The organism is Methyloglobulus sp. (assembly GCF_040079455.1).
Lineage (GTDB): Bacteria > Pseudomonadota > Gammaproteobacteria > Methylococcales > Methylomonadaceae > Methyloglobulus.
Genome location: NZ_JBEBKJ010000049.1, coordinates 1 through 26874 on the forward strand (window position 1 = coordinate 1; position 26874 = coordinate 26874).

At 44.3% G+C, this 26874-nt stretch carries 20 protein-coding genes and 1 pseudogene; 11 read left to right on the top strand and 10 right to left on the bottom strand.

Annotated elements, in window-relative coordinates; genetic code table 11:
- Nucleotides 1-208: pseudogene (locus ABL924_RS11365) on the top strand (IS701 family transposase); the annotation flags it as partial.
- A 328-nt stretch (nt 209-536) separates the two neighbouring features.
- On the opposite strand, the gene ABL924_RS11370 reads toward ABL924_RS11365, so the two are convergent.
- A complete protein-coding gene (locus ABL924_RS11370) occupies nt 537-2222 on the bottom strand; it encodes an exo-beta-1,3-glucanase (RefSeq protein ID WP_349027212.1) in 1686 nt (561 codons plus the stop codon).
- A 55-nt stretch (nt 2223-2277) separates the two neighbouring features.
- Nucleotides 2278-3192 carry a quinoprotein relay system zinc metallohydrolase 2 gene (locus ABL924_RS11375; RefSeq protein WP_349027213.1) on the bottom strand — a complete coding sequence of 305 codons (915 nt, stop codon included), beginning with the start codon at nt 3190-3192 and terminating at the stop codon, nt 2278-2280.
- A 496-nt stretch (nt 3193-3688) separates the two neighbouring features.
- On the opposite strand from ABL924_RS11375, the gene ABL924_RS11380 reads away from it, so the two are divergent.
- The 4 genes from ABL924_RS11380 to ABL924_RS11395 all read left to right on the top strand — a co-directional run bounded on the left by ABL924_RS11380 (nt 3689) and on the right by ABL924_RS11395 (nt 7103).
- A complete protein-coding gene (locus tag ABL924_RS11380) occupies nt 3689-5329 on the top strand; it encodes a multicopper oxidase domain-containing protein (RefSeq protein ID WP_349027214.1) in 1641 nt (546 codons plus the stop codon).
- A 65-nt stretch (nt 5330-5394) separates the two neighbouring features.
- The gene (locus ABL924_RS11385; RefSeq protein ID WP_349027215.1) at nt 5395-5961 is read left to right on the top strand and encodes a TetR/AcrR family transcriptional regulator; all 567 of its coding nucleotides are present in this window, start codon (nt 5395-5397) and stop codon (nt 5959-5961) included.
- A gap of 56 nt (nt 5962-6017) precedes the next feature.
- Nucleotides 6018-6464, top strand: coding sequence for a DUF4437 domain-containing protein (locus ABL924_RS11390; protein ID WP_349027216.1), 447 nt, complete (start codon nt 6018-6020; stop codon nt 6462-6464).
- 186 nt (nt 6465-6650) lie between these two features.
- Nucleotides 6651-7103 (top strand): cupin domain-containing protein, encoded by a 453-nt coding sequence (locus tag ABL924_RS11395; RefSeq protein ID WP_349027217.1) that lies wholly within the window; start codon nt 6651-6653, stop codon nt 7101-7103.
- A gap of 36 nt (nt 7104-7139) precedes the next feature.
- Here ABL924_RS11395 and ppsA read toward each other — a convergent pair whose 3' ends face one another.
- On the bottom strand, nt 7140-9557 hold the full coding sequence (ppsA, locus tag ABL924_RS11400; RefSeq protein ID WP_349027218.1) for a phosphoenolpyruvate synthase: 2418 nt from the start codon (nt 9555-9557) through the stop codon (nt 7140-7142).
- Nucleotides 9558-9843: 286 nt separating this feature from the next.
- On the opposite strand from ppsA, the gene ftsH reads away from it, so the two are divergent.
- Nucleotides 9844-11796, top strand: coding sequence for an ATP-dependent zinc metalloprotease FtsH (ftsH, locus tag ABL924_RS11405; protein ID WP_349027219.1), 1953 nt, complete (start codon nt 9844-9846; stop codon nt 11794-11796).
- Between the two features lie 71 nt (nt 11797-11867).
- On the opposite strand, the gene ABL924_RS11410 is transcribed toward ftsH, so the two are convergent.
- The gene (locus ABL924_RS11410; RefSeq protein ID WP_349027220.1) at nt 11868-12818 is read right to left on the bottom strand and encodes a glycerophosphodiester phosphodiesterase family protein; all 951 of its coding nucleotides are present in this window, start codon (nt 12816-12818) and stop codon (nt 11868-11870) included.
- Between the two features lie 126 nt (nt 12819-12944).
- On the opposite strand from ABL924_RS11410, the gene ABL924_RS11415 reads away from it, so the two are divergent.
- Together ABL924_RS11415 and ABL924_RS11420 are read left to right on the top strand one after the other, a co-directional pair.
- On the top strand, nt 12945-14636 hold the full coding sequence (locus tag ABL924_RS11415; RefSeq protein WP_349027221.1) for an ABC transporter ATP-binding protein/permease: 1692 nt from the start codon (nt 12945-12947) through the stop codon (nt 14634-14636).
- Between the two features lie 36 nt (nt 14637-14672).
- Entirely contained in the window at nt 14673-15800 is a 1128-nt protein-coding gene (locus ABL924_RS11420; protein ID WP_349027222.1) for a cellulase family glycosylhydrolase, read from the top strand.
- 71 nt (nt 15801-15871) lie between these two features.
- Here the strand turns inward: ABL924_RS11420 and ABL924_RS11425 are convergent, their stop codons facing one another.
- From ABL924_RS11425 to ABL924_RS11450, 6 genes are all read right to left on the bottom strand, one after another.
- On the bottom strand, nt 15872-16804 hold the full coding sequence (locus tag ABL924_RS11425) for an SGNH/GDSL hydrolase family protein (RefSeq protein ID WP_349027223.1): 933 nt from the start codon (nt 16802-16804) through the stop codon (nt 15872-15874).
- A gap of 94 nt (nt 16805-16898) precedes the next feature.
- The gene (locus ABL924_RS11430) at nt 16899-17576 is read right to left on the bottom strand and encodes a c-type cytochrome (protein ID WP_349027224.1); all 678 of its coding nucleotides are present in this window, start codon (nt 17574-17576) and stop codon (nt 16899-16901) included.
- Nucleotides 17576-19201, bottom strand: coding sequence for a b(o/a)3-type cytochrome-c oxidase subunit 1 (locus ABL924_RS11435; RefSeq protein WP_349027225.1), 1626 nt, complete (start codon nt 19199-19201; stop codon nt 17576-17578). Before ABL924_RS11435 ends, ABL924_RS11430 begins: the two co-directional genes overlap by 1 nt.
- Nucleotides 19198-19767: a cytochrome C oxidase subunit II gene (locus ABL924_RS11440; protein WP_349027231.1), complete on the bottom strand. Its 570-nt coding sequence runs from the start codon at nt 19765-19767 to the stop codon at nt 19198-19200. The genes ABL924_RS11435 and ABL924_RS11440 overlap by 4 nt, the downstream gene beginning before the upstream one ends.
- 60 nt (nt 19768-19827) lie before the next feature.
- Nucleotides 19828-19971 carry a hypothetical protein gene (locus ABL924_RS11445; RefSeq protein ID WP_349027226.1) on the bottom strand — a complete coding sequence of 48 codons (144 nt, stop codon included), beginning with the start codon at nt 19969-19971 and terminating at the stop codon, nt 19828-19830.
- A gap of 346 nt (nt 19972-20317) precedes the next feature.
- The gene (locus ABL924_RS11450) at nt 20318-20884 is read right to left on the bottom strand and encodes a DUF2934 domain-containing protein (protein ID WP_349027227.1); all 567 of its coding nucleotides are present in this window, start codon (nt 20882-20884) and stop codon (nt 20318-20320) included.
- Between the two features lie 125 nt (nt 20885-21009).
- Between ABL924_RS11450 and fnr the strand changes: the two genes are divergently transcribed.
- The 3 genes from fnr to ABL924_RS11465 form a co-directional block, all read left to right on the top strand.
- Nucleotides 21010-21747, top strand: a complete 738-nt coding sequence (gene fnr / locus ABL924_RS11455) for a fumarate/nitrate reduction transcriptional regulator Fnr (RefSeq protein ID WP_349027228.1) — start codon at nt 21010-21012, stop codon at nt 21745-21747.
- 723 nt (nt 21748-22470) lie between these two features.
- Nucleotides 22471-23532: an AI-2E family transporter gene (locus ABL924_RS11460; RefSeq protein ID WP_349027229.1), complete on the top strand. Its 1062-nt coding sequence runs from the start codon at nt 22471-22473 to the stop codon at nt 23530-23532.
- 426 nt (nt 23533-23958) lie between these two features.
- Nucleotides 23959-26874: TonB-dependent receptor (locus tag ABL924_RS11465; RefSeq protein ID WP_349027230.1), on the top strand; the 2916-nt coding region annotated here is incomplete at its 3' end.

Consider the following 26874-nt stretch of genomic DNA (forward strand, 5'->3'; position numbering starts at 1 on the left):
CGACCTCGACTGCGACCAAGCGGCGATCGAAGCGATCTACCAAAAACGGTGGAAAGTGGAGGTCTTCCATAAAACCCTCAAATCCAATACGGCGTTGGCGAAGTCCCCGACCCAACGGGTCAGGACGCAAGGCAACCCTGTTTTCCTGTCGATCTATGCCGCCTTTCGGCTGGCTTTTGATGAGCTTCAGACACTTAAGTGTGCGTAAGTAATTGCTAGAAACGAATTATAAAATCTGAGCCGAGACCATTCATGGATTTGCACCGCTTCGAGCAAATGACGTGGAGGTGTCGGTGGTGTTTTGCTTGTTTCCAAAATATTCCTATTGGATTAAGCTCTAGTCGTAGGGCGGCAGATGTATCAAGTCCAACCGAGGCTCAATAAATCGCCGCTAAAAATCTTCGTAATTCATTCTCGCTGCAATCGCTATAATTCTCCGGCGATTGCTTCCAGAATCTGTTGCTGCAAAACTTTAATTTAATGGTCTATCATCAGATCTACAAAGAATAGCAGAGCAGAGCATTCATGATCTATGTTTAGTGTTGTTTTGTTCTTACCAAAAAAGACATCGCCAAGATGGTAAGACAGCCCAACCAACCCAGTAATTGGATGTTGGTGAGCGTAAAAGCAATGGCTAAGCTAAGTCTTTCCGCTAAATCAGGATACGCCTGGATAAAATCACGACCTATCATAAAAGCATGGAATTCACCTACCACCAGCCCCGTTGCATAGAATAGGATTAACCAGCCAATGTGCTTATGTTGCTGATTACTTAAAAGATTAGCACCCATTAACCTAGAGAAATTAATGTTAGATAAAATAATTTGTCGATTAACTAAGCAACGAATGCAGAATAACCCTACCAATCCGACTACCGGTAGTGCAGACAATTCAAAAGGAAAGCTTATGTAACGCCCATCCACCGCCAATAAGTAAGTTTTGTATAGTGCTAACACAATCACAATAAAATAAACCACATTAAGTGCGAGGGCGATGCCCTTTTTTGTTTTTTCGTGTGTAAGCAGGTTGCTTGCCCTGTGCATAAGCAAACCAACAACAGCAATATTCAAAAAAACGATTAGCACGGCCTTTGCCCGTTGCCAGTTATCGTAGCTGGTGTACCAGGATTTATCGGCTTGAAATACGAGCAAGGAACCAAGAATTTGAATGAAGACAAGGAAGAAAACCACCTTTAGCGTGAGTAGATTTTGCAGTTTTTTAGCATAGAAAAAAGCACAACACACCATTAGAAACGTTGCTATCAAGAACTGATTAAACCATTTTACGTTTTCATAGACTTTCCCTGTCAACGGAAATACTTCTTCACGATCTACCGAAAATAATCCCCAATTTGCTCCGATTACGCCTTCCAGTTCGCTTTTCCAGGATTGGTTAAAGGCTTCGACAATATTGACATCAAAATGGTTGTCGGCGGCGACTTTAAGTAAGCTTCGAGTGAATGCCGCCTGATTTACCACGCTGGGAATCGCCCAACCACGCTGCCTGCCCACACTAGGCCAACCGGTTTCACCGATAAGTATGGGTTTGCCAGGCGAAATGGTTTCTGCTTCTTTTCTAACTTGCTTATAAATACGTTCAATATGCGCGGGAGCATCCTCGACAGCAATCGGCTCGTCCTCCCAATACGGCAAGATGTGGATGGTAATGAAATCGACTTCCTTAATTAAGTCGGGATATTTCATGTACATCGACCAGACATCAGCATAAGACACGGGTTGCTTGACCCGTTTTTTAACTTCGCGGATGTATTCGACCAGTTCTTGCGGCTCCCTTTCGCCGCGTAGCAACACTTCGTTACCCACGATAACGCGCTTGATGACATCAGGATACTTGTTTGCCGCTTCGACTAAGGCCTCAATTTCCAAACGGGCATCCGCATCAAGATAACCGATCCAAGCGCCTTGAATCATCTTAAGGCCGTGTTTGCGTGCGAGTTCAGGGATTACTTTCATCCCTTCTGTGCTGGAATAGGTGCGGATGGTGTGGGTTTTATCAGCCATCAGCTGCAAATCTTCGTCGATTTGCTCTGGGGTGGGGAATTGCAGCAATAACGGGCTTTGGCCTTCCCTAAACGGCGCAAAAGACAGGCTGTTTAGTTTTCCGTCCGGGACATCCAGCCCGACATCCTGAGGCAGATTTGTCAGGTAGCTGAACAAACCGTTGAGCAAAATTATTAATGCGGCAAATAAAGCAATTCTCATAATTATTATTTTTCTATTTTTGGTATCAATCTGTGAACTAACTAAGCACCTGTTTTTAATCTTCCCACTCCAATTCCGCATAAGCCTTGGTCACGTTCTTGCGGTGGAATTCGTCAAACAATTTCCAGCGGCCTTTAAACGAAAGCCCGATTGTTTTTAGGCCATCTTCCAAAAATATACCATTTTTTATCGCAGCCCTAACGTCGGTTAACAAAGCGTTCAAATATTCTTTTTCTGGTTGTACACTTTTCGGCCAATCCGTCACCACCGAGCCATGCCCTGGAATAACTATTTTATAGGATTTAGCTTCCAACCTGTTTATTTCTGCCAACCAGCCTTTAAGGCTGCCATCAATCGAAGGCAGATGTTCGATAAAAAGTAAGTCAGAAAGCCATAAAGTATCGGTTTGTGGGTCATACACACTTAGATCATTGTCGGTATGTGCGGTTGGGTGCGCGGTAAGTTTTAATGTTCTGCCGCCTAAGTCAAGATCAAGCCCACCATTAACAGTAATATCTGGTGGAATAATATCTTTCGCTGTTAAGGTAATGCCCAATAATTCCGGTGCTTTCTGGAGATAGTAGTCACCACGCACCGACATCGCCCGTACCAGTTTTTCATGCCCTACAAACGTAGTTTCGGTGCTTTTAAACGCTGAATTGCCATAAATATGGTCGGGATGGACATGCGTGTTAATCACATAACAAACTGGTTTAGTTGTTGTATTTTCTATCGCATTTTTTAACGCCATACCCTGTTCTGGACTGCCGCCCGTATCAATCACCGCGACACAACGCTGACCAACAATAAAGCCAATATTGGCAATAGCGCCATGATTTTTAGTATCGGAAAATTCCTGCAGACCCCAATGCACATAAATACCCGGCGCAACTTGATTAACCGATAATATAGACGTGGCGAATATCATTTTTGACGATAACAACACAAAAAGAACAATCAAGACTCTCATCAACAGCCTCCGGTTAAGATAAAACAGTGTATACAAACAAAACAACGAGCCGAAATGATAAGGTATTTAAGTAGATACTATCCACTAAAAATGTTAAGTCCCTGTCATATTCGAAACATCTAATCGTTCGCTTTTATCAGTATTTGCTTACGAGAATCTCTAATAATTGCAACTTAAACAGCCCCTAGTTGAAATATATACTCAATTGCATTGAGTTCCCTCAAAATTAAAGCATTTATCGTGCCATTTTATGCGAGTTCTTTATGTCGAAAATGATAACAGCTCAGTTCACAACATTATAAATTTAATGGCTTTATTTTGATTCACATCAAAGTCAGCTTTATTGCTAAGTGAGACAATGCCCTCGTCGTTAACATAATGACATCCTCTCTCAAGGGCTGATTCATTTGGATTTCTTAAGTTAAGTGGGTAGCCCTGTTTTTTCCTGAGTACAGATATGAGAGGGTGGCCTGACAGGTTTAATTGGGGAGTTTTTATGTCTATTTCAAAATTTCAATCGCGTCGTAACTTCATAAAACAAACCAGCATTGGTTTGTTAGCCTTTGCAAGTATGCCAAGCTGGATAAACGCCGCCGAAGGCATGCACGGGATGCCGATATTGCCGCCTCGCAAGGCATCGGCAAACTTTAAACCAGATGTTGAACTTGAATTGTTTTGCCAAAATACCGAAGCACCTGTTTTGGCAGGTAAAACCACTCGAGTACAGAAATATTCCGCCAAACTCTTGCACGGGCCTGAGCAAAGCGTGACAGAAATACCCAGTTCGTATTTAGGGCCAGTCATTCGGTTGCAAAAAGGTCAGAAAGTCCGCATTCATCTGCATAATCAATTGGATGAAGACACTATCACCCATTGGCACGGTTTGCATGTGCCTGCCGAGGTTGACGGTCATCCGATGTATGTAATTGGTCAAGGTCAAACGTTTGTCTATGAATTTGAAGTCGTCAATCGGGCTTGCATGGCGATTTACCATCCCCATCCGCACGAAGCTACGGCAAAACAGGTTTATCATGGCCTTGCCGGTGCCATCATAGTCAATGATGAGATTGAGGCGGCTTTAGGGTTGCCATCTGGTGAGTTTGAGATCCCTATCGTAATTCAAGACCGTCTGTTCGATTTGCAAAATCAACTGATTTATTCGCCAGGCATGCATGGCAATATGTTCGGATTTTATGGCAACCGGATTCTGGTCAATGGGCATCCCGAGTTGCAGCTTGAAGTTGCCAGTCGCGCTTATCGCTTACGATTCCTTAATGGCTCTACCGCCCGAATTTATAAGCTGGCATGGGATGACGGCACACCGATTACCGTACTGGGTGTCGATGGTGGCTTGTTGGAACAACCAGAACAAAAGCCTTACGTGATGTTAGCACCCGGCGAGCGCCTTGATGTATGGATGGATTTCAGCGGACGTGCCGTTGGCTCAGAGCTGGTAATGCGTAGCTTGCCTTTTTCCGGTGCTTTGCCGCACATGGGCATGGGTATGATGGGAAATAATGGTTACGGTTTACCTATGCAAAGCGATTACGCCATCTTTTCGGTAAAGATCAACAAAAAAGTCAGTGACAGCCCTAAATTACCGACAGCTTTATCAAAAATCAGCCGTTATGAGATCAGTGACACTCATAATCCAAACAAACCGGTGCCGATTACTATCTCCGAAGGGCACATGTCAATGCTGCTGAATGGCCGTCCTTATGCGTATAAGGATATTCAGGCTAATGAGCGAATCCCTGTACACACCATCCAATTAATGGAAATTTCCCATGAACATGGTATGGGTGGAATGGGTAACGGCGGTGGTATGGGCATGGGGCGCATGGGGATGGGCGGAATGGGCATGGGCGGGATGATGGCGATGGCGCACCCTATCCACTTACACGGCCAGCAATTCCAAATTGTTAGCCGGAGTATCGATTCATCGCGTGAAGGCGATTATGCGACAGTCAACCAGGGCTTTATCAATAGCGGCCTTAAGGATACCGTATTGGTGATGCCAGGTGAAACTGTACGGATTATTAAGCCGTTTCAGGATTATAAGGGGTTGTTTATGTTCCATTGCCATAACCTGGAGCATGAAGACATGGGGATGATGCGTGATTTTTTGGTTGAGTAACCCTAGGGAGAAGCGCAGGAACTTTGCGCTTGACATCCTACTGCTAGGTAGGCTATGCTTTAACTATGGAAATGAGAGATCAAATACTTACAAGTGCACAGCGGCTGGTTCAGCAACGCGGCTTTAATGGCTTTAGCTATGCAGATATTGCAGCAGAAGTCGGCATTCGTAAAGCTAGTCTGCACCATCATTTTCCTACCAAAACTGATCTTGGCTTGGCACTGATTGAGGTGTACTCTGGGCAATTAAATAGCGCCCTTTTTAATATTAGCGGCTCGTCCTTGTCGGCCAATGAAAAATTGGCTGCGTATATTGCTCTTTATCGCAGTTCGCTTGAAGCTGAGCGCATGTGTCTGGGCGGTATGCTGGCATCCGAAGCATTGACGTTAGACGCGACAATGCTACCAAGCCTCAAACGCTTTTTTAACCGTAATATCGAGTGGTTGACTGAAATACTTGCAGAAGGCAACTTGCAACAGCTTTTTGTATTAAACGGTTCGGCTGCAAACCACGCACGAATGCTGTTATCAGCGTTACAAGGTGCGTTACTGATTGCCCGTGCTACCGGTGATCGTGAAGCGTTTGAGCAAACAGCATCGTCATTAATGACTGGTTTAACGAGGAAGGGCTAACCTCTTTTTTTTTAGCCCAAAAACCTACCTTCTAATAGGTAAAGGACTCTTGTTAAATGAAAACTACCCACCTAAAAGTGCTAGTTACTGCTGCGTTAATCACTGTCTCGATGTCAGCATTTGCTGATAGGGATGATGGATCGCCCGTTGACCTTCCGGTTACAAAGCTTAAATACTTTAAAACTGGGAACGGTCCGCTTGAAGCTGCTCCTGCTTATGGCGATTTGTTCCACGGCGAACACGGTACATTTATTAAATTGCCGGCTGGCTTTATCAGTCCAGCCCATGCTCATAGCGAGGATTACCATGCTAATGTTATCTCTGGTATCGTGGCAAATGGCGCACCAGGCAGCAAAATGGTGCAACTTCCTGTTGGCTCCTATTATTTTCAGAAAGGTGGTGAAAGTCATATCACCAAATGCCTCTCAGCGAACGAATGCATTTTGTTCCTCAGCCAGCCGGGCAAGTTTGATTACACTTTGGACAACACATCGCATAAATAATTACGGATCGATCATGCTCGCAGCCCTGCTGTCAGCGTTACAGGGTGCTGTAGTGGTTGCACACAACAGGTAATCGTAAAATGTTTGATCGAACCGCATCGTTACTGATTGCTGGCTTATCGAGGAAGGGCTAACCTCTTTTTTTAGCTCAAAAAAACTACCTACTAATAGGTAAAGGAACGTATAATGTCAGATTGTAAAATTAAAAAAGGAACTAACTTTACCGCTTATGAAAGTGGCGCATGTAAAGATTGGCCTGCTCATACAGTTGAGCTTCCAGGTTTAGGGGAAATTCCCGGTAAGCTTTTCCTCAAAGATATACTTGGCTTTACCGGCTGTGAAATATCCATTAATTCTATGGCTTCGGGTGCTGGTATGCCTATTTATCATAAGCATCAACAGAATGAAGAGGTCTATATCTTCATTCAGGGCAAAGGGCAGGTGCAGGTTGATGGAGAAGTTATTGATGTGCAAGAAGGTACCATTGTGCGCATCACACCAAACGGCGAAAGAATATGGCGCAATAACTCAAATGAGCCATTGCTCTACATTATCATCCAGACGCGAGAAAATTCGCTAAATCAGTACGGTCTCGGAGATGCTGTTGTGCCGGAGAAAACTGTAACTTGGTTTAACTGAGGAATCTGTCTTCAATGGGGAAGGGTGGGGATTGCCTCACCCTAATCTATTCAACCGCTGCTCAGTCTCCAATATCCTCTGCGTGGTTTGCAATACCGTGTCAGGATTGAGGCTAATCGAATCAATGCCAACCTCAACCAAAAACTCTGCCATTTCAGGATAATCCGAAGGGGCTTGGCCGCACAAGCCGATATGCTTATGGTTACGCTGTGCGCCTTTGACGGCCATACGGATCATTTCTTTGACACCAGGGTCGCGCTCGTCGAAATCGGCTGCGATAATGGCAGAATCACGGTCTACCCCTAAGGTAAGCTGGGTAAGATCGTTGGAGCCGATAGAAAAACCGTCAAAACACTGCGAGAATGCGTCAATCTGGATAATGTTATTAGGGATTTCGCACATCACATAGATTTCAAGCCCGTTTTCTCCGCGTTTTAGGCCATGTTTCGCCATTGCTTCAAGTACGCGTTCGGCCTCTTGTACTCGACGGCAGAACGGGATCATCAGGATCACATTCGTCAAGCCCATTTCATCACGCACCCGCTTCATGGCGGCACATTCCAGGGCGAAGCCTTCTGAATATGCGGGATGGATATAACGAGATGCGCCCCGAAACCCGATCATCGGATTGGCTTCTTCAAACTCGAAGTCCTTTCCGCCCAGTAGCGCAGCATATTCGTTGGTCTTAAAATCCGAAAGCCTGACGATGACGGGTTTGGGATAAAACGCGGCAGCAATCGTAGCCACGGCTTCGGATAGTCGTTCAACAAAAAAATCTTCCGGTTTTGCATAACTGCGGGTAAGCCGTTTGAGTTGTTCAAGTACGGCTTTGTCCTGCACCTGTTCTGGATGGATCAACGCCAAGGGATGCGCTTTGATATATTCGGTGATGATGAACTCCATCCGCGCCAATCCCACGCCGTCGTTCGGCAAAAACGAAGTTTTAAAGGCTAGTTCCGGATTGCCGATATTCAGCATGATTTTGGTAAGTGGCCTTTTTAAGCCAGACAGGTCGGTGGTCTTGAGTTCAAAACCAAGAATCCCTTGATAGACTTTGCCTACATCACCTTCTGCACAAGATACCGTCACAGGAGAGTCGTTTTGGATGGCAAGCGTGGCATTTTCGCAGCCGATAACGGCGGGTACACCCAGCTCACGCGAAATAATCGCCGCATGGCAAGTACGCCCACCGCGATTGGTAACGATGGCGGAGGCAATTTTCATCACCGGCTCCCAATCGGGCGTGGTAATGTCGGCAACCAGCACATCACCTGGCTTAAAATCCCTCAACTGCTCAAGATGTTCAATAATACGGGCATTGCCCGTGGCAATTTTGCTGCCTACGGCATGGCCGACGGTTATCGGCTCGGCTTTGTCTTTCAAGACATAACTTTCCATTATCATGCTATTGCGCTGCGAAACTACCGTTTCAGGCCGTGCTTGCACGATATATAAGAGACCATCGACACCGTCTTTCGCCCATTCCATGTCCATCGGTCTGGGCTGTCCGGCTTTGCCACTGTAGTGCTTTTCTATTTTGATGGCGTAATCGGCAAGGGTCAGCACGTCTTGATCGTTAATGCAGAAGTGGCTGCGTTCTTCCTCGGAAGTGATGACATTGCGGGTAGGTTCGCGTGTGCGGCCTTCGCTGTAAACCATTTTGATTTTTTTGGCACCCAGCGTCCGTTTCAGCACAGCTCGCTTACCTTGCTCAAAGGTAGGTTTGTGAACGTAAAATTCATCAGGGTCGACTGTGCCTTGCACCACATTTTCACCCAGTCCGTAAGCGCCGGTGATAAACACGACATCAGTGAATCCGGATTCCGTATCCAAGGAAAACATGACCCCACTGGCATCCAAATCGGAACGCACCATTTTCATGATGCCTATGGACAAGCCGAGCTTGAAATGATCAAAGCCTTGGTCAATGCGGTAATGGATGGCACGGTCGGTAAACAGGCTGGCAAAGCAACGCTTACAGGCTTCCAGTAAGGTTTGCTCGCCCCGAATGTTTAAAAAGGTATCCTGCTGTCCGGCAAAGCTGGCGGTGGGTAAATCTTCTGCGGTGGCAGAGCTGCGGACGGCTAGGCTTAATTCTTCGCCATACTGCTGTTGAAGCTGGCTGTAAGCCTCAAGAATTTGCTTTTCAAGCATGTCAGTTAAGGGAGCAGCATAAATGATTTCCCTGGCTTTTCGGGCGCGCTTAGCCAGATCGGTCATATTGTCAGGATCAAGGTCATCCAAAGCCAAATGAAGATCAATCCAAGCATTCGCCTCATCCAGCATGTAGCGGTAGCCTTCAGCAGTAATGGCGAAACCATTGGGTATGTTGATCCCTTGAGGTATGAGCTCACGGTACATTTCGCCCAATGACGCGTTTTTACCGCCCACCAAGGGAATATCGTCGATTGTCAATTCGTTGAACCAGCGGATGTAACGTATTTGCTGCGGCATATAATCCTCCTTCAGGATCTATTCGATACCATGAACTTCTAGACAAGAATAATTCATTGAAATTCATGGCTTACTTAACAAGGAAATGTTGGAAAGACACGTCCCAATCACAAATCCTAAACTTTGTTATGATGAACTACTTATTGCTTATAAAGTCACATGGGGCAGTTTATATGCAGAACTTTTCAGTAATCTTGATTTAGGTCAACAAGATGCTTTATGGGCAATATACACTGGCGGCATCATCCTGGTTTCCCATTAGAATTTAAAGACAGGAATACTAACCATGAATAGCCCATTAAACGACATTTTTCAGAAAATATTTTTTTTGTTAGGTTCTTTTTACTCTAAATTCAAGCATTTTATGGCAATGATCTTTGGAGAAACTTCGCAATCAAAATCCGAATCGAAAATTTCTAAAGGATTCGATGTTGACGACAATCTTGTCAAAAAAGGTAAAGTATTTTTCTTTGTTTTACTGGCGATTATCCTCTTTTCTTACGTGAATAGTTTTGGTGGCCGACACCAGGACGAGATTTCTTACGGCCAATTCATGGCGTATGTCAAGGATGCAAAAATCGACAAGGCCATCGTGACTGACCGCTACATCACTGGCTTTATTAAACCCGAAAAACCGGAAACGCCACCAAAACCTTTTGTCACCGTGCCATTATGGCAACCTGATCTTGCCGAACTGTTAGCACAAAATAAAGTTGATTTTGTCGTTAGACCCAGTGAAGGCTGGCTTACCGGTATCTTTTTTAACTGGGTTATACCTATCTTCCTTTTTATGATGATTGCTTCATGGTTTATGCGTCGTACCACATCTGGCGCACAATCTTTTTTGAACCTGGGCAACAAAATTCGCATTCATCAGGATACTCAGCCAAAAATCACCTTCAATGATGTGGCTGGTGCAGACAGCGCGAAGCAAGAACTCAAAGAGGAAATAGATTTTTTAAAAAATCCAGAAAAAATCCAGAAATTGGGTGGCAGGATGCCGAAAGGAGTCTTGTTGGTAGGTTTACCGGGTACTGGTAAGACTTTATTGGCACGGGCGGTTTCAGGGGAAGCGCAGGTACCGTTTTTTAATATCAGCGGTTCTGAATTCATCGAACTGTTTGTTGGTGTGGGTGCGGCACGGGTAAGGGAGCTGTTTTTGCAGGCACGTAGTAAGGCACCGTGTATCATTTTTATCGATGAACTGGACGCAATTGGACGTTCGCGAGGCGGCCCAGTCGTTATGGGCGGTCATGATGAGCGGGAGCAAACCTTGAACCAGTTACTAACCGAAATGGATGGTTTTGATGCGTCAGTCGGGGTAGTGGTTATGGCGGCAACCAATCGTCCTGAAGTGCTGGATAAGGCGTTATTAAGGTCTGGACGATTCGATCGCCAGATTGTTGTTGATAAACCCGATTTACAAGACCGCATCGCGATTCTTAAGCTACATACGAAAGCCATGACTATGTCAAAAGATGTTGATTTGACAGTCATCGCCCGTCGAACTCCAGGTCTTGTCGGTGCCGACTTGGCTAATATAGCGAACGAATCAGCTATTATCGCTACCAGAGGGGGGCATTCCAAAATCGAAATGGCCGATTTTGAAGCCGCCATCGACCGCATTCTGGCTGGCCCCGAAAAGAAAAACCGTGTATTGAATCCTGAGGAAAAGCGCAGAGTGGCCTATCATGAGGCAGGCCATGCAATGGTTGCTGAGAACGTGCCTACAGGCCAACCCGTTCATAAGATCTCGATTATCCCGCGTGGCGTTTCCGCTCTGGGCTTTACCTTACAATTGCCGATAGAAGAGAAGTTTCTATCCACCGAGGACGAATTAAAAGACCAGATCGCCATATTGATGGGTGGGCGTATTGCTGAAGAAACCATACTGGGATCGATATCAACTGGCGCCCAAAATGACCTGGAAAAAGCCAGCGACATCGCTCGTAACATGGTGTGTTATTTAGGGATGAGCAAAAAACTGGGGCCACTGACTTACGGCAAGCAACAACGGATGCAGTTCCTGGAAACAGACGTGGCTGAATACCGCAATTACAGTGACGAAACGGCACGGCTTATTGATACAGAAATCATGGCACTGGTCACAGAAGGCGAAAACCGCGCTCGGAAAATTATCACTGTAAATAAGCCAGCATTAGATAAACTTGCCAACTTGTTGTTGGAAAAAGAAGTGATTAACCGTGAGGAAATAGTGCAACTGTTAAAGTCAAAATAAGCCTATGATATTTAAATATTTTATACGGTTTTATGAGGTTCTTTTGGAAAGCCCAGTGAAAAGCTTGTTGGTCATATCTGTTTATTTTGTAAATATGCGGTAATTTTTTCGCCCACTCGATTTGGGTAATCAGAAATTAAACCGGTTACACCAGAAGCTAATAAGTAACCCATTTCGTCTTGATCGTTGCATGTCCAAATATTAACGCCGAAACAAGCTTTTTGAATTTTGGTAATGTGAGCGAGATAGCGTTTGCCGGACATGTTGTTAAAGCCCTTACTTTGATAGTCTCTATAACAACCCAAATTGTAAGCATTTGCTTTAAGCTTGCGTAGATAAGTAAGGGGGGCTTTAAGTGGTGTGTCAGTGAGGACAGCCGTGGCAATTTTTTGGGTTTGCTTCCGCACCTGCCTTAGCATGTCATGCTCGAAAGAAGAAATCAGGATTTGATCTTCCATTTTCATCGCATGTATTTGCTTCACTACAGCCGCAACCAATACTAGCCCGCCATCAGTTTGATTTTTGAGTTCTACATTAACCATGAGATCGAGTTCTTTCGCCAAACCTAAGGTTTGAACAAGGGTAGGAATTTTGATGTTGCCTGAAGCATAGTAATTCCGCTCGGACGAGCTGACAAATTGAGTTATTTCGTCATCGGTTAGGCTTTGTAAAAAAGGTTGTCTTTCTTCCCTGGGAAGGGTCAATTGTTCGACATACCAGCTTCCTGCATCTAGCAGGCTAAGTTCTGCGTAGGTAAAATCATCAACCTTAAGGGCGCAGCGCCCAGGAAATTTGGTTTTGGCATCTGTACATCGGTCTAAATGCTCGTCGTGATGAACGATGACTTCGTCGTCCCTAGTCATTCGTACGTCCAGCTCGAACATTTCGCAGCCAAAAGTTTTGGCTTTGGCAAAGGCGACAAGCGTATTTTCGGGCGCATAAGCGCGTGCTCCCCGATGGGCAATATTTATAATACAGGATGTTTTCCCTGAGGTTTTCGTTGCTAGGTTTGAATTTATCATTATTCTTTATTAAGAAAAGGTAAACCGATAAGTTATTATTAACGATAACACGATAGAAAGTAAGTATAGACACATCAAGATGTTGGGTTGCCCAGTATTGCAATTTTTGATAGAGGACAATAACTCATGCAGCAAGGCGGATTTTTAATTCAATTTATAAAATTGGCGGGGCCTTTTTGGCATTCTGAAAATAAGTTTGCAATTCGTAAAGATACGATAATGCTTATCGTACTGACTGTCATGCAAATCATTATGGCTGTGCTTATTACGGACTGGAATGCCGCTCTTTTCGATGCCATAGAACAACGGTCAATGTCCGGCATAATCACTCAGATAGGTGCACTAATCCTGATTTTTATTGCCAGCATCACGACCACAACAGCGCACCTTATTTATAAAAGGCGTTTGTTAATCGGTTGGCGCTTGTGGCTTACCGAAAAAGTCATTTCTAAGTGGATGTATAAAGGCCGCCATTATCAGATTGCTTTCATGGCAAAAGATAACCATGACAATCCAGATGAACGCATAGCTGAAGATATTCGCATAGCAACGGAAGATGCCATTGCATTGGGGCATTCCCTTTTTTACAGTATTTTGTTGTTGGGTAGCTTTACAGAAATTCTCTGGCGATTATCTGGTACGGTCTTCATTAACTTGGGTGTGTTTTCCTTTTCTATCGCGGGTTATTTGGTTTGGATTTCGATAATTTATTCAATTTGCGCATCGCTATTGGGATGGTGGATGGGTAAACCGCTAACTGCGGCAACCAATGCCCGGCAAAATGAAGAGGCTAATTACCGGTATGGCTTAATAAAGGCACGAGAAAACTCCCCGGCAATCGCTTTGATTCATGGTGAAGACAATGAGCAAAAGCGGTTTAAAAATTCATTTCAAGCAATTATAGATACATATCAGCAACAAACGGATGCCTGGAAAAAAATTCAGATATTTACATCGGGTTATTCAGTTGCATCAATGGGATTGCCGCTTTTAGTGGCTGCGCCCCGTTATATTATCGGGGCAATTAGCCTTGGAACCCTAATGCAATCTGTCCAGGCGTTTCAGCAGTTGGTTTCAGCGCTTTCCTGGCCGGTCAATAACCTCCCAGGTATCGCTAGTTGGCGTGCTTCTGTTGAGCGGGTGTTGGGTCTGGTTAAAGCCCTTGATGAGTTGGAACATGATATCTCTTGCCTCAATTCCCATCAGATTTGCGTTGGTAAGGGAGAGAAGGGGCTGATAAAGTTTGAAAATTTTAGTATCGCCAATTTAGAAGGGCAGACCGTTTCATCAACTATCAACACCGAGATTAAAGCGGGCGAACACGTGCTGATTTCGGGACAATCCAGCACTGGCGCTAAGCTATTCCAGGCAATATCCGGTTTGTGGCCGTGGGGTACAGGACATATTCAAGTCCCAGAGAACGAGCGCTTATTCTTTATGTCACCTCGACCTTACTTGCCCACAGGATCGCTTTATGCAGCAATTTGTTATCCTAAAGCTGTCAATGAGTTTAAACGGTTTGATCTGGAGAACTTGTTAAGGCAGATAGGGCTTAAAGATTTGATTAAGCAGCTCGACCAAGTTGAGTCCTGGGATAAGTTGTTATCCAGGGAGCAACAGCAGCGTTTAGGCTTGGTTCGGGTTTTGCTGTACCGTCCCAAATGGATCTTTATTCAGGAAGCCCTGGACTCGCTCACGCCGGAAGGCGAAACGCAAATGCTGGGGTTGCTTGAGAAAGAACTGCCAAATGTAGCTATTATAAGTATTACCAATCAGCCGTCGGCAGAAGCCTTCCATCAACGCAAACTAAAAATTTAGCTTTAGGTTATAGTTAACTTAACAATAGGAGATAACATGAACCCATCATTAATTAGTAAAAAAGGCAAAAAACTTCGTGGTGTCAATCTTGGCGCTTGGTTAGTTCTGGAGAAATGGATGACCCCCAGTCTATTTGAAGGATTGAACGCCACGGATGAAACCACTTACTGCGTAGAATTGGGTACTCAAGCCAAAGAAAGATTACAGAATCATTGGCAAACTTTTATCACCCGCGATGATTTTGCCTGGCTCGCAGGTATAGGCATCAATGCCGTGCGTATTCCAATTGGACATTGGATATTCGGTGCAAATTATCCGTATCACCGGACGTATGGCGAGTATCAATATCCGTTTGTTGAAGGCGGTATTGACATACTCGACCAGGCTTTCCAGTGGGCAGAGGAGCTAGGTTTGCTGATTGTGCTGGATTTACATGCAGCGCCTGGCTGTCAAAACGGCTTTGATAACGGCGGCATTAAAGACGTATGTGAATGGCATACGGATGAGAGTTATATCAACCATTCTTTGTGGGTATTGGAACGCTTGGCTGAACGCTATCAAGGCCGTGCGGCCTTACATGGAATTGAAGTATTAAATGAACCTCGTTGGGATGTTGACACCGGCCTACTAAAAAAATACAACACAGATGGCTATTACAATATCCGCAAATATTGTAATCCGGAGGATGTAGCGGTGGTTTTCCATGATGGCTTTCGATCTTATAAAGAATATTTAGGGTTTATGAAGGGACCTGAGTTCGATAATGTTGTATTTGATATACATCGCTATCAATGTTTCGCGCGAGAAGAAATTGATCTGGATATATACGGCCATGTTAATAAAACCGTCGTCGATTGGAAGCAGGAAGCCGATGCTATCATCCAGGAAATGAACCAGTGGACTTACGTCGGCGAGTGGAGCTTAGGGCTTGACCTAAGAGTGGTGTCGCTGTGGGCAGAAGGCCCTTTTAACCATGCCTTGGAAAAAATGGATAAATTTCAAATGGATGTGGCCTATCGTGCATATGCCTCCGCGCAATTAGCAACGTATGAAAAATACCTTGGCTGGTTTTTTTGGAGCTACAAAACGGAAACCACACCGGCATGGTGTTTCCGTGATTGCGTCAAAAACGGCTGGTTACCGGATCGGTTTGATTTTGAATAATTGCAGTCAAAGTTTGATTGAGGAATGAAACCCAGCCGCAACCGTAGCTGGGTTTATTAAATCAGGCTAGGCTAATTCGCTTCAGGCACAACCGCAAACAAGGCGCGGCCCAAGCGTTCGTGGACACGTTGGGTAGGATGGATTTCGTCAAAATACACAAAAGAATCCATCTTGTCTTTATCACAGTTCGGGTAATATTGAAAAATTGCACTGCTGTAACAGGCTTTGTTCGTGTTAGTAAAATTATAGGCTTTGCCATTCCCCGCTATCCCATTAAAAAAAGCGAGCAAATCGAACAGTACAAAATCGCCACCTTTTCGTTTTTTTACATGTTGAACAGTTTCTGCTAGCCTTTTGTTATAAGCAAAGGTTTTTTGGCTACCACGTCTTACTAGGCCGTAATTATGGGTATCCCGTGCCTTTATCCACGTTTCTGGTATTTTACCGATGTCTGGAGAGTTGACCACCAGGAAATGGCTTGCGCCCGCATCAAGCAGTTGCGACATGGCATCACGCAAATTACGCATTGCCTTATCCAACAATTCATGTGCTAGTTGTTCATTGGGTTGATCACGTAAATCCCGTATGTCATTGCCGCCAATGAAAATGATATATAAGGCATCATTGGGTACGTTGCCCTTTTGAGAATACAAAAATGCAGCTACTTGGTTGTTTAGGTCGATTCCGGTAAGATCATCACCAGCTGCCCTTGCACCGGCAACGGCAAAATTATTGCCGAATACGCTGCCAGACAAATAAAGTGACGGTGTTAACGGTAAATTCAGTAATTTTGCCAATTGTTCAACGGCTGGAGCGCCATTGTTAAAGCCGTGTTGATAGGGTGAGGCGTTGAGAAAGTTGTAGTCTGGCAAAATGGCAAGGTTGCCGCTATCTGATAAGCTATCTCCAAAAACGACTAGCTTACTAAACGGCGCAGCAGTTAGGGATAGCGGCGCTAAGAGCAAAATACACAACAGGATTTGTTTATACAGGTTCTTTATCATGGCACTTACTCCAGTTAAGGTTAATGAAACGCAATCTAGCTAAGGCTGGGGTTTGTAGTTTCTCGCCCCAGCCTAGAGCCTCTACAACTGCTTTTTATCTAAGCTGTTGATAGTATGTTGACAAAGCTTTAATCTCAGATTCACTGAGTTGCTTGGCAATCAGCCGCATACGGCTGTAGATGTCATTGTGGCGTTGGCCGTTTTTGTAGGCCAGCAATGTCCGCGCAAAATAATCTGCTTGTTGTCCAGCAAGACTTGGAATATCCATTTTTTCGCCTTGTCCATTTGCGCCATGACAAACAAAACACGGAGGAAGAATGCGTTTGCCGTCACCTGCTTCCACCATTTTTTCGGCAGCGCTCACAATTTTGTCGTCGTTGGCCGATTTTGGTAACGAAATCGATGCAAACCAAGCAGCAACATCAGCAGCATCTTGTTCCGATAGGCTTTTAGCGATACCAGTCATGGATTCATTGCTGCGATCATCGTTAAAATAATCACGTAATTGTTTGTACGTATAATTAGCGACTTGACCTGCCAACGCGGGAACAGTAGGAATAATTTCGCCGTCTCTGTTTTCGGCGGGCAGACCTTCGCCACGCTGCCCATGACATGCTTTACAGGAATCAGCGAGAATCTGGCCTTTTCCCGCATCCCCATTTTTGACAAAATTTAAAGCCCCTGGTGTCCAAGCAATTTGAGAACCCGAGTCACCCGCATTGGCTAAAACCGGAAGCAGCGAAATAACCAGGATAAGAATTCGTTCTTTCATTAGTATCCCCACGCTGGTGAACCAAAGGTTTCCATAAAAAAGAACTGTAAGATAGGTACGCCAAAACTCACAGCCATTAATACCGCAATGACTCGATTCCACAGTTTAAAATCATTGAGATACTCAGGCAAAGCACTCACTGGATGAATAGGTTCTGCATATTCAATCTGTTGGCTGAATTCCTCTGTTGCCGGATTTAATTGTGTTTTGGCCAAGTTATAGATGAATAAACAGGCTGATCCCAGCAATATTAGGCCACCAAATATCATGGCAAGTTCGTAAGGTTTCCAAGCTAAGGTCAGTAAGGTGTTATAAACCACGCTCGATATACGTCGCGGTTGACCAAGTAAGCCTAAAACATGCCAAGGGGTTGTTAGGATGCTCATTCCGATAAACCAAGTCCATAGTTGGATTAAGGCCATGGAATTGGAAAATAAAGGCTTCTTCACCAACAAAGGCCATATGTAATAGGCGATAGCAAAATACATGATGACCGTCGTACCGGCAAAAATAAGGTGGAAGTGTCCTGGAACCCACGCCGTGTTATGTATCATAGCGTTCATGGCATAACTGGCATTGACAACCCCGCCAAAGCCGCCCAGGATGAGCATCAACAACGATAGGATCACTGCCAGTACCATCGAGTTAGACCAAGGCAAACTGCCTATCCAACCGAACAAGCCTTTCCCGCCACGCAAGCGTCCGGCGATTTCCAATGACGCAATTACGGTAAAACCAGTCACTAACGTTGGTATGGAAACCACAAACGTACCAATGCCATGCAATATTTTCCAGCCCTTGGCTTGTTCTGGATCCATATAGAGGTGATGGAAGCCGATGGGCAGTGCAAATACCGCTAGCACGATAAATGCAGCCCTTGCTATTTCATCGCTGAACAGGAAGCCACCCGCTTGTTTCGGGACAAAAACATAAAAGGCCGTATAAGCAGGTATCAGCCAGAAATAGACGATTGGGTGCAATGTCCAGGCGAATAAGGTTCGTGCCAATCCAGCATCCACCGTATCAATCCATCCCAATGCCAACGGAATGGCTTGAAAAAGCACTTCCAAAGCCACACCTACGCTAGTCCACAGCCATAGCAAGGCATTAGCGGTGGTTGCAAACATGGCTAACGGCACAGGCTGATTGGGATTGGCTTGTTTCCATTGCTTAAACATTACCAACATGATGGCGCACCAGACCCAGGAGCCAACAATAAGCAATGTTGCCCCGAAGTAAAACGCGACATGCGCCTGAATCGGCAAATAGAAGGTGTACAGGACGGAAGCTTTGCCTGTCAGCAAAGGTATTGCCGCCATCACAGTACCCAACAGGGAAATCCAGAATCCAGACCATGCCAATTTGGGATTCCATACCGGCACTTTTAGGCTGGTAGATGCCGTATAGTAGCCAAACCCCATGATAAAGAAAGTGGTCAAGACAAATCCCATCAACACCCCATGGGTACTGACCGAGGCAAAATACACCGTAGGTGAATCCAGCGCGGGAATAAATCCGCTGCGCTCCAACACCTGATATTCACCCATAAAACAGGCCAGGATAAAGGCGATAAAAGCCACCCATAAATGGCTTAAAGTTAATTTGCGCTCTGCTGCATCATTCATTGTTTGATTCCTTTTTTGCAGGCAGTTTCAGGGGAGCATTGCCAATCTTCTTTGGCAATCACGGAAATATTGCTCCACATGTGGTTGTGGCCTAAACCGCAGTATTCGTTACATAACACCGGATATTCGCCGGGTTTGGGAAAGGACGTGGTGATTTCTGCCACATACCCTGGGACAATCATGGTGCTCATATTGGTCATAGGGATATGCACACCGTGCAATACATCCATGCTTACCCAGCGGAAAGTCAGTTTGGTTTCTGCTGGAACTGAGATATGTTTGGGGAAAAATGAATATCGCCCCGCCACCATCCTGACCATGATTGCGCCTTTGTCATCGAGTTGAACTCCTAAATTGTTTTCTGCAAATTCTTTGCTCAAATGGAGTCGTGCAGAGTCAATGGTTTCAACCTTGCTCGGTGGATTAACGCCGTGAAAAAACGCATCAGTCATAATAATGGCAACCAGCAGGCCAATAATCAACAGCGATATATTGATCCATTTGCGCTCCAAATGATCGACATGTACCGTGCGGAGTTGGGCGACAAAATCTTGGAGAAAATCCATGCACTTTCCTGTCAGGTCATGACATTTTTGGATAATGACATCTATTTGCATATATATTTCCTAACTGATGATGCCGCGTGGGATAAACACACCAAAATAAAGGAACAGCCAAGCAATAACCATGCTGCCAATAACAGCAGCCAGTAAAGCAAACGTTCCGACCGGCGAGCTTTCAAGTATAAGTTGACGTTCTTCTTCATCCATTTGACTTAGTGCCTCAGTGAATATTATGTGTAAGGCTGCACAATCAAACCAAGGTAAGTAAATTTTTGAGATACTTGGCAAGTAATGTGCGGCACAAGGTGTTAAAGCTGCGCCAGTTTACAAGAAGCGATGAACGGGAATTTGATTTAGATCAAACAAATGGTTGTGAAGGGTAGCACACCGAATTGCGGGGAATGAGCCGCTAACTTTTTGGTTATAGATTCGGCCTTATGAAGGTTTAACTTCCGTTCGCCTTGAGCCTGTCGAAAGGCGGGTGTGCTTCGAATCTCAGCACGAACGGTTCAAACATTAAAAGGCCGAATCAATAGTAGTAAAAGGATCTGGTTTAACGCCGCCATTCAGCGACTATTTTTTGACATTCGGCATTCCATTGGCACTGATCTTGATCCTGGCAAGATTCACTCGGTTTTGCCCTAAAACAGGGATGGTTATTGCTGGCTGTTTGAATAGCCCGAATTAACGCCAACTTTGAATCAATACGTTCCGGTTTATGCACCCCAATAGCCTTAGCCAGTTGTTGTAAGCCCGTTATTGTAATAGCCCCGTCTTCCCTGAAAACCGATAAAAACAAATCTATCAGCATTTCGATATAGTCATGTTCGGCTTCTAGCCAATCAGTCTGTTCATAACCGACAATAAACCCTCTAGCTTCGGCTTTATAATAAGCAGCATCGGAAATCCACTGCTGCCGTGAAATGTTACCTATTTGTTGCTTTAATGGCTTAAATAATGGCGGCTTTAGTTGTTGACGAGAATTGTTTTTAACTGAGAGCTTATTGTTTTTGTTCAAGAGTGGCGGATTTTGGGTAAACTGTGACTTAAGTATGCGCGACTCAGAATCAGGTTTCATAAGAACATCTCCGAAAGCATAGGCGGGCGAGGGTTCTGACATATATTCTCTTGTGATAAAACGCCATTACAACAAAAGAAATAAAAAAGACTGCAATTACGATGAATGTAAGTTGTAAAAGTTCAAGATTTTAATAACCTGACATAAATAACTATAGGAACAATAGGATGGAATCAATTTTCCACAAAGTAGACTGCCTTCATTGTAGGCTCTCTGAGCTTTGCCTTCCTCATGGACTAACGCAAGAGGAGGTTTCTCAGCTCGAAACCATTGTCAAGCGAAAGCTCCCCATAAAATTAGATGAGTATTTGTATAGGCAAGAAGATCAGGCGCAAAGTGTATTTACAGTGAAATCAGGATCGTTCCGCAGCTTTATTTTAGGCAAAGACGGAACTGAACAAACCATTGGCTTTTATCTGCCGGGGGAATTAATGGGGCTGGATGCCTTACAAAATGGCTATTTCCGTTGCTCCGTTGTGGCGCTGGAAACGGCGACAGTTTGCGAACTGCCATTACCACGCCTTAATGAATTATGCAGCAAAATGCCCAGCTTACAGGCTCAACTTATGCGCATTATCGGCAAAGAAATTGTTTCAGATCATGACAAGATAGTTCTCCTCGGAAACCGCTCGGCACGAGAAAAAATGGCGACATTTTTGCTGATGTTATCCCGTCGCTACAGTGCATTAGGTTTTTCAAGCACAGAATTTAACCTGTCCATGCGCCGTCACGATATAGCTAACTTTCTAGGTTTAACCATAGAGACGGTGAGTCGACAATTGACCGAACTAAGCAATAGCGGGATTATCACCGTCAAACAGCGAGGCGTACAAATCAACAAGCTGGACTCGCTTAAGGCAATCGTAGAGCCTTGCTTACCTAATCATTTTTCATTTACAAATTAAATACACTTTCCACCGCGCAACGGGGGGCGAACTTACGGTTTCGTAATACCCGCCCCTACAACAACTAATCGTTCGTTTTAACTAAGTAACGCACTTTAGTTAAGGTCTGTTGCCAACCAGAAACCTATTAAACTGTTTACCTAGAACACCACTGTCCACATGACCTAACAAATGGATCGAACAGATCCTTGATCCATTATTTAGTTACTGCATCGGATGCCTTATTACCTTGCATTTTACCTTCATCACTTCCAATACAGGCTGTAAGTGAAGCAACTGCGATAATGAGTATTAATAATTTACTGATGATTTTCATAAAAATTCTCTCTTTTAAGTTTTTAATTTAGCATTCCTGTTGTCAATTGGAGCTGACATCAAGAAATCGATCCCACCCTCAGAGGGCGAAGCCATTGTCATTCAATTTGATTGAATAAGTTTTGATCTAAATCAAAGAATGGGTGGAAATGTATTTAGGGAATCTCTAAAAATCCCCTCTCCCCCTAGGAGAGGGCAAGGGTGAGGGTTGTAAATACTTGATTTTAAACCCCTCATCCCAACCTTCTCCCGAAGGGAGAAGGAGCTTTTTGAATTTTTAGAGATTCCCTTTATTGCTTTATCGCGTTTGGAAAGTTCACTTGTGGCAAGCGCTTTTGTAAGGTTTTGGGTACAATCGAAGCCAGTTTTTCCTGATTATGTGGGATATGCACACCTGAAGATAAGCTTATGAACGAGTATCTGCGTAATTCACCCATCAAATATTTCATTCCTGGTGTCCTGTTAGCTGGGCTTATCTGGCTCAGTTATGCTGTATTACGTGATTTTTTACTCTCTATTACGTGGGCATTCATTATTGCTTACATAATGTGGCCATCCTATCAATGGCTTAAAGCAAAATTGAATGACAATGCAACGCTGAGCGCTGCTGTTATGACAGGGATAATTTCGACATTTATTGTGCTTGCGATCTATTGGCTAGTGATTATGTTGCAAGAAGAAGTCAACGTTGTTTATCAATTTCTGTTAACGAACTTTGCGCATCCGCCCAAGTATTTACCCGAAAATATCAGCCAAATTCCCTGGTTAGGTCATTATCTACAAGATTATCTCGATCAATTAAATGCCGATGAAGATGGGGTGAAAGCACAACTAATTGATTGGGCAAAACAATGGCTAGGAGAATTTGGCAGGTTTCTGGGTGGCGTTGGGCGCTATCTCATGAAACTTGGATTCATTTTAGTGACCTTGTTTTTTTGTTTCCGTGATGGCTGCCAAGGTGTCAATCAATTACGCCAAGGTCTCAGTTATTTTTTGGGTAAATACCAGAATATCTATCTAAAAGCAGCCGGAGACACAGCCCGTGCCGTGGTTTACGGCTTAGTACTTGCTGCATTAGGGCAGGGCTTGATGGCAGGTATCGGCTATGCGGTAGCAGGAATTAATGCGCCCGTATTATTGGGCGCAATCACCGCACTGTTAGCTATGATTCCTATGGGAGCCACATTGATATGGTTGCCTATTAGTTTTAGCTTGATTCTTTCAGATCAGCCTTGGCAAGGAATCGGATTGTTGCTTTGGGGTATTTTTGTCATTAGTACCGTGGATAACGTCATCCGGCCTTTGGTTATCAGTGGTGCAGGGCAGATACCCTTTTTAGTGGTTCTGTTCGGCGTTTTTGGTGGACTTACTGCTTTTGGCGCGGTAGGTTTATTTTTAGGCCCGATCATTTTGTCGGTTTTGCTGGCAGTCTGGCAAGCCTGGTTGAAACAGCAGAAAAACAGCGCTTAAGCATAGGTATCTACCCCCCTCTCCCTCGAGGGAGAAGGCTGGGATGAGGGGGATGTAAATAGTTGATTTTATTACGTTGAAAAGTTGTGTAGATACCTATGGCGCTTAAGAGGATTTTTACGGCCTGTTCTAAATCCTTCGATAAACTTAAGGAAACCTCTAATAATTCAAAAAACTCCTTCTCCCTTCGGGAGAAGGTTGGGATGAGGGGATTAAAATCAATCAGTTACAACCCTCACCCTAGCCCTCTCCCAGAGGGAGAGGGGATTTTTAGAGATTCCCTTAAGAGGGTTCTGTCGAAGGGCTTAATTAGGGATGCTCTAACACAAAAATCAAAAATATTATGTGAATAATTACCTTGTTAACACAAAGGTATAGGTATTATCATCGGTCTAGTAAGAAAAACCTCCTCCTTTCGGAGAGAATATGCGTTATCTGCTTATCCTATCGCTAGTTTTATTTTCGCCATTGAGTTGGTCAGAAGAGGATGTTGTCGGTAAAAACTGCCCCAGCAAATACGGCGCGAAGCTGGTTTCAATACAAGGCAAGCTGTTCTTTGACCCTGAAAGCAAAGGTCAATGGCAGCTAGGACAACTCAATCAAATTGTTTGTGAAGGCAGTCGGGTACGGGTAGAAGCCAACAGTCGGGCTTCATTATTGCTGACTAACGGTATAGTCTTGCGGCTCGATCAAGGCACTGTGCTTTCATTAAATGGCCTTGCCCCATACAAACCCACCTTATTGGATTTGTTCAAAGGTTATATACATTTTATTAGCCGAACACCTTCGCAATTGGAAATTACTACGCCGATTGCCAATGCAGGTCCAGAAGGTACCGAGTTTGCCATGCGCGTTGATGATAATAGTGCCTCACTCTGGGTTTACGAAGGTGCGGTAAAGTTTTTCAACGACAAGGGCAGCGTTCGTCTTAGTCCAGGCCAGGGCGCACAAGCCCACAAAGGCCAAGCCCCACAAGCGCAGATCAACATCAAACCGCAAGATGCCGTCAATTGGGCACTGTACTACCCGCCGCTGCTGCCTTATCCTGATGCAAAAACAATGATCGACAGCGACATTCGCACGGCGATACGGGATTTCCGCCAAGGCCGTGTTGATGTCGCCTTAGCAAGTTTAGATGGCTTATCGCCAGGACAACAAACGCCCTATTTTTACAAAGTACGCGGTGCCATGCGGCTTACCGTCGGGCAAGACAAGCTTGCCTTGCAAGACATTCACGCTTTGCTGGCAAACAAGCCCAACGATGCCGAAGCCTTAGCCTTGCAATCGGTGCTGGCGTTAACGCAAAACCGCAAAGACGAAGCTTATGACCTGGCAAACCAAGCGATTGCCGCTAATTCACAATCCGCCAGCGCTTATTCGGCGTTATCGTATGCCGAACAAGGCCGTTTTCAACTGGAAAAAGCCCAAGCCGCCGCCGACCAAGCAGTCAAACTCGCACCACATGACGCGATGTTGTGGGCGCGTAAGGCAGAACTGGAACTGTCCCAAGGCTTAACTTCACAAAGCAAGCAAACCGCCCAAAAAGCCTCAGAACTGGATGCCACGCTGGAACGGACGCAAACCGTCATGGGTTTTTCATATCTGTTGCGGATGGATACCGATGAAGCCTTACAAAGCTTTGAAAAAGCCATAAAGCTCGATTCCACCTCGCCGTTGGCACGTTTGGGCTTAGGTCTGGCAAAAATTCGGGACGGTGATTTGGCAGAAGGCCGTCAAGATCTGGAAATTGCCGCCATCCTCGATCCGAATAATTCCTTAATCCGCAGCTACCTGGGTAAAGCGTATTACGAAGAAAAACGTAGTTCCTTGGCGGAAGATCAGTTTGGTTTGGCTAAGGAACGTGACCCTAAAGACCCTACGCCGTACTTTTACGATGCCCTCAAAAAACAGACCGAAAACAGGCCGGTAGAAGCATTGCAGGATTTACAGAAGGCAATGGCGTTGAATGATAACCGTGCCGTCTACCGTTCCAAACAATTACTGGATGCCGACAGGGCGGCGCGTGGGGCGAGTTTGGCGCGGATTTATGATAATCTCGGTTTTGAACAACGCGGTGCGGTTGAAGCGGCGAGTTCCTTGCAACTTGACCCAACCAATTTTTCCGCCCATCGTTTCTTATCGGATACCTATGTCAGTCAACCGGGCAGGGAAACCGCACAACTCAGTGAACTCCTGCAAGCCAAAATGCTGCAACCGATTAATATAAATCCGGTTCAACCGCATTTGTCGGTGTCACAACGTGGTTTGTTGAATGCGTCCGGTATTGCTAATTCATCGTTTCAGGATTTTACGCGGGTATTCGAAGGTAATCGTCCGCAATTGCTGGTGTCCGGTGTCGCTGGAAATCAAGGGATATTAGGTGATGAAGTGGTTTTAAGCGGAATTTATAATAAGTTTTCTTATAGTTTGGGTCAATATCATAATCAATCCGATGGTATAAAAAAAGATAAAGACGAACTCGAACTAAATAAAAACAAAATATTACATGATATTTATGACGTATTTTTACAAGCGAATATAATAAAAAACTTTGATGTTCAATTTGAATATATTAATAGGCAAACTTACTTGAGTAATACAAATCAAAAAATTCCTGGATCTGTTAATGATAACTCAATAAGAACTGGATTTCATTGGCAGCTTTCTGAAGCAGATCATATTTTAGGTTTGTATACCCATAAAATTTATTCTCAAAATGATTTTCACATAGTAAATTCTGATGACCCAGAAACTCCTGATTTTAAAGATAACTTTATGTTTAATTCAAATAATTTGGAGGTTCAACATATAAAAAAAACCAATTTAATAAATATCACATCTGGTTTTAGTTACTATGGACTTAGCGATGTGAATACACAATATATTGAAGGAGGCAAAAAAAATTCAGAAAAAGAACCTATACAAGATGGTTTTAATATATATATGTATACTATTTTAAGAATGATAGATCAGTTAAATCTTGTAGCAGGTTTTAGTTATGATAAATACGATCCAGACGTAAATAACACCAAAAACTTAAGTTATGACTCAAAGTGGAACCCTAAATTCGGTATCCAATGGGATATGTTTAAACATGCTAAATTAAGGGCAGCGTATTTTACTGGATACAAAAAACCATATTTAGTCAGCCAGTCAATAGAACCTACACAAATAGCTGGTTTCAATCAACAATTTGATGATATTAATAACAGAGCATACGAATTTTATGGAGCTGCGCTTGATTTATCATGGCCACAATTTTTTTTCGGGACTGAAGCAAGTCATCGTAATGTTTTTGATAATAAAAATGTAAAAGAAAGCTTTACAGATTCACTAAAAAGC

Bases quoted from the DNA above. Each gene is read 5' to 3' on its own strand.
- ABL924_RS11415 (WP_349027221.1), top strand. From the start codon at position 12,945: ATGCAGCAAGGCGGATTTTTAATTCAATTTATAAAATTGGCGGGGCCT.
- ABL924_RS11385 (WP_349027215.1), top strand. From the start codon at position 5,395: ATGGAAATGAGAGATCAAATACTTACAAGTGCACAGCGGCTGGTTCAG.
- ABL924_RS11425 (WP_349027223.1), bottom strand. From the start codon at position 16,804: ATGATAAAGAACCTGTATAAACAAATCCTGTTGTGTATTTTGCTCTTA.
- ABL924_RS11380 (WP_349027214.1), top strand. From the start codon at position 3,689: ATGTCTATTTCAAAATTTCAATCGCGTCGTAACTTCATAAAACAAACC.
- ABL924_RS11410 (WP_349027220.1), bottom strand. From the start codon at position 12,818: ATGATAAATTCAAACCTAGCAACGAAAACCTCAGGGAAAACATCCTGT.
- ABL924_RS11440 (WP_349027231.1), bottom strand. From the start codon at position 19,767: ATGGATTTTCTCCAAGATTTTGTCGCCCAACTCCGCACGGTACATGTC.
- ABL924_RS11450 (WP_349027227.1), bottom strand. From the start codon at position 20,884: ATGTCAGAACCCTCGCCCGCCTATGCTTTCGGAGATGTTCTTATGAAA.
- ABL924_RS11430 (WP_349027224.1), bottom strand. From the start codon at position 17,576: ATGAAAGAACGAATTCTTATCCTGGTTATTTCGCTGCTTCCGGTTTTA.
- ABL924_RS11460 (WP_349027229.1), top strand. From the start codon at position 22,471: ATGAACGAGTATCTGCGTAATTCACCCATCAAATATTTCATTCCTGGT.
- ABL924_RS11375 (WP_349027213.1), bottom strand. From the start codon at position 3,192: ATGAGAGTCTTGATTGTTCTTTTTGTGTTGTTATCGTCAAAAATGATA.
- ABL924_RS11390 (WP_349027216.1), top strand. From the start codon at position 6,018: ATGAAAACTACCCACCTAAAAGTGCTAGTTACTGCTGCGTTAATCACT.
- fnr (WP_349027228.1), top strand. From the start codon at position 21,010: ATGGAATCAATTTTCCACAAAGTAGACTGCCTTCATTGTAGGCTCTCT.
- ABL924_RS11445 (WP_349027226.1), bottom strand. From the start codon at position 19,971: ATGGATGAAGAAGAACGTCAACTTATACTTGAAAGCTCGCCGGTCGGA.
- ABL924_RS11395 (WP_349027217.1), top strand. From the start codon at position 6,651: ATGTCAGATTGTAAAATTAAAAAAGGAACTAACTTTACCGCTTATGAA.
- ABL924_RS11435 (WP_349027225.1), bottom strand. From the start codon at position 19,201: ATGAATGATGCAGCAGAGCGCAAATTAACTTTAAGCCATTTATGGGTG.
- ftsH (WP_349027219.1), top strand. From the start codon at position 9,844: ATGAATAGCCCATTAAACGACATTTTTCAGAAAATATTTTTTTTGTTA.
- ABL924_RS11370 (WP_349027212.1), bottom strand. From the start codon at position 2,222: ATGAGAATTGCTTTATTTGCCGCATTAATAATTTTGCTCAACGGTTTG.
- ABL924_RS11420 (WP_349027222.1), top strand. From the start codon at position 14,673: ATGAACCCATCATTAATTAGTAAAAAAGGCAAAAAACTTCGTGGTGTC.
- ppsA (WP_349027218.1), bottom strand. From the start codon at position 9,557: ATGCCGCAGCAAATACGTTACATCCGCTGGTTCAACGAATTGACAATC.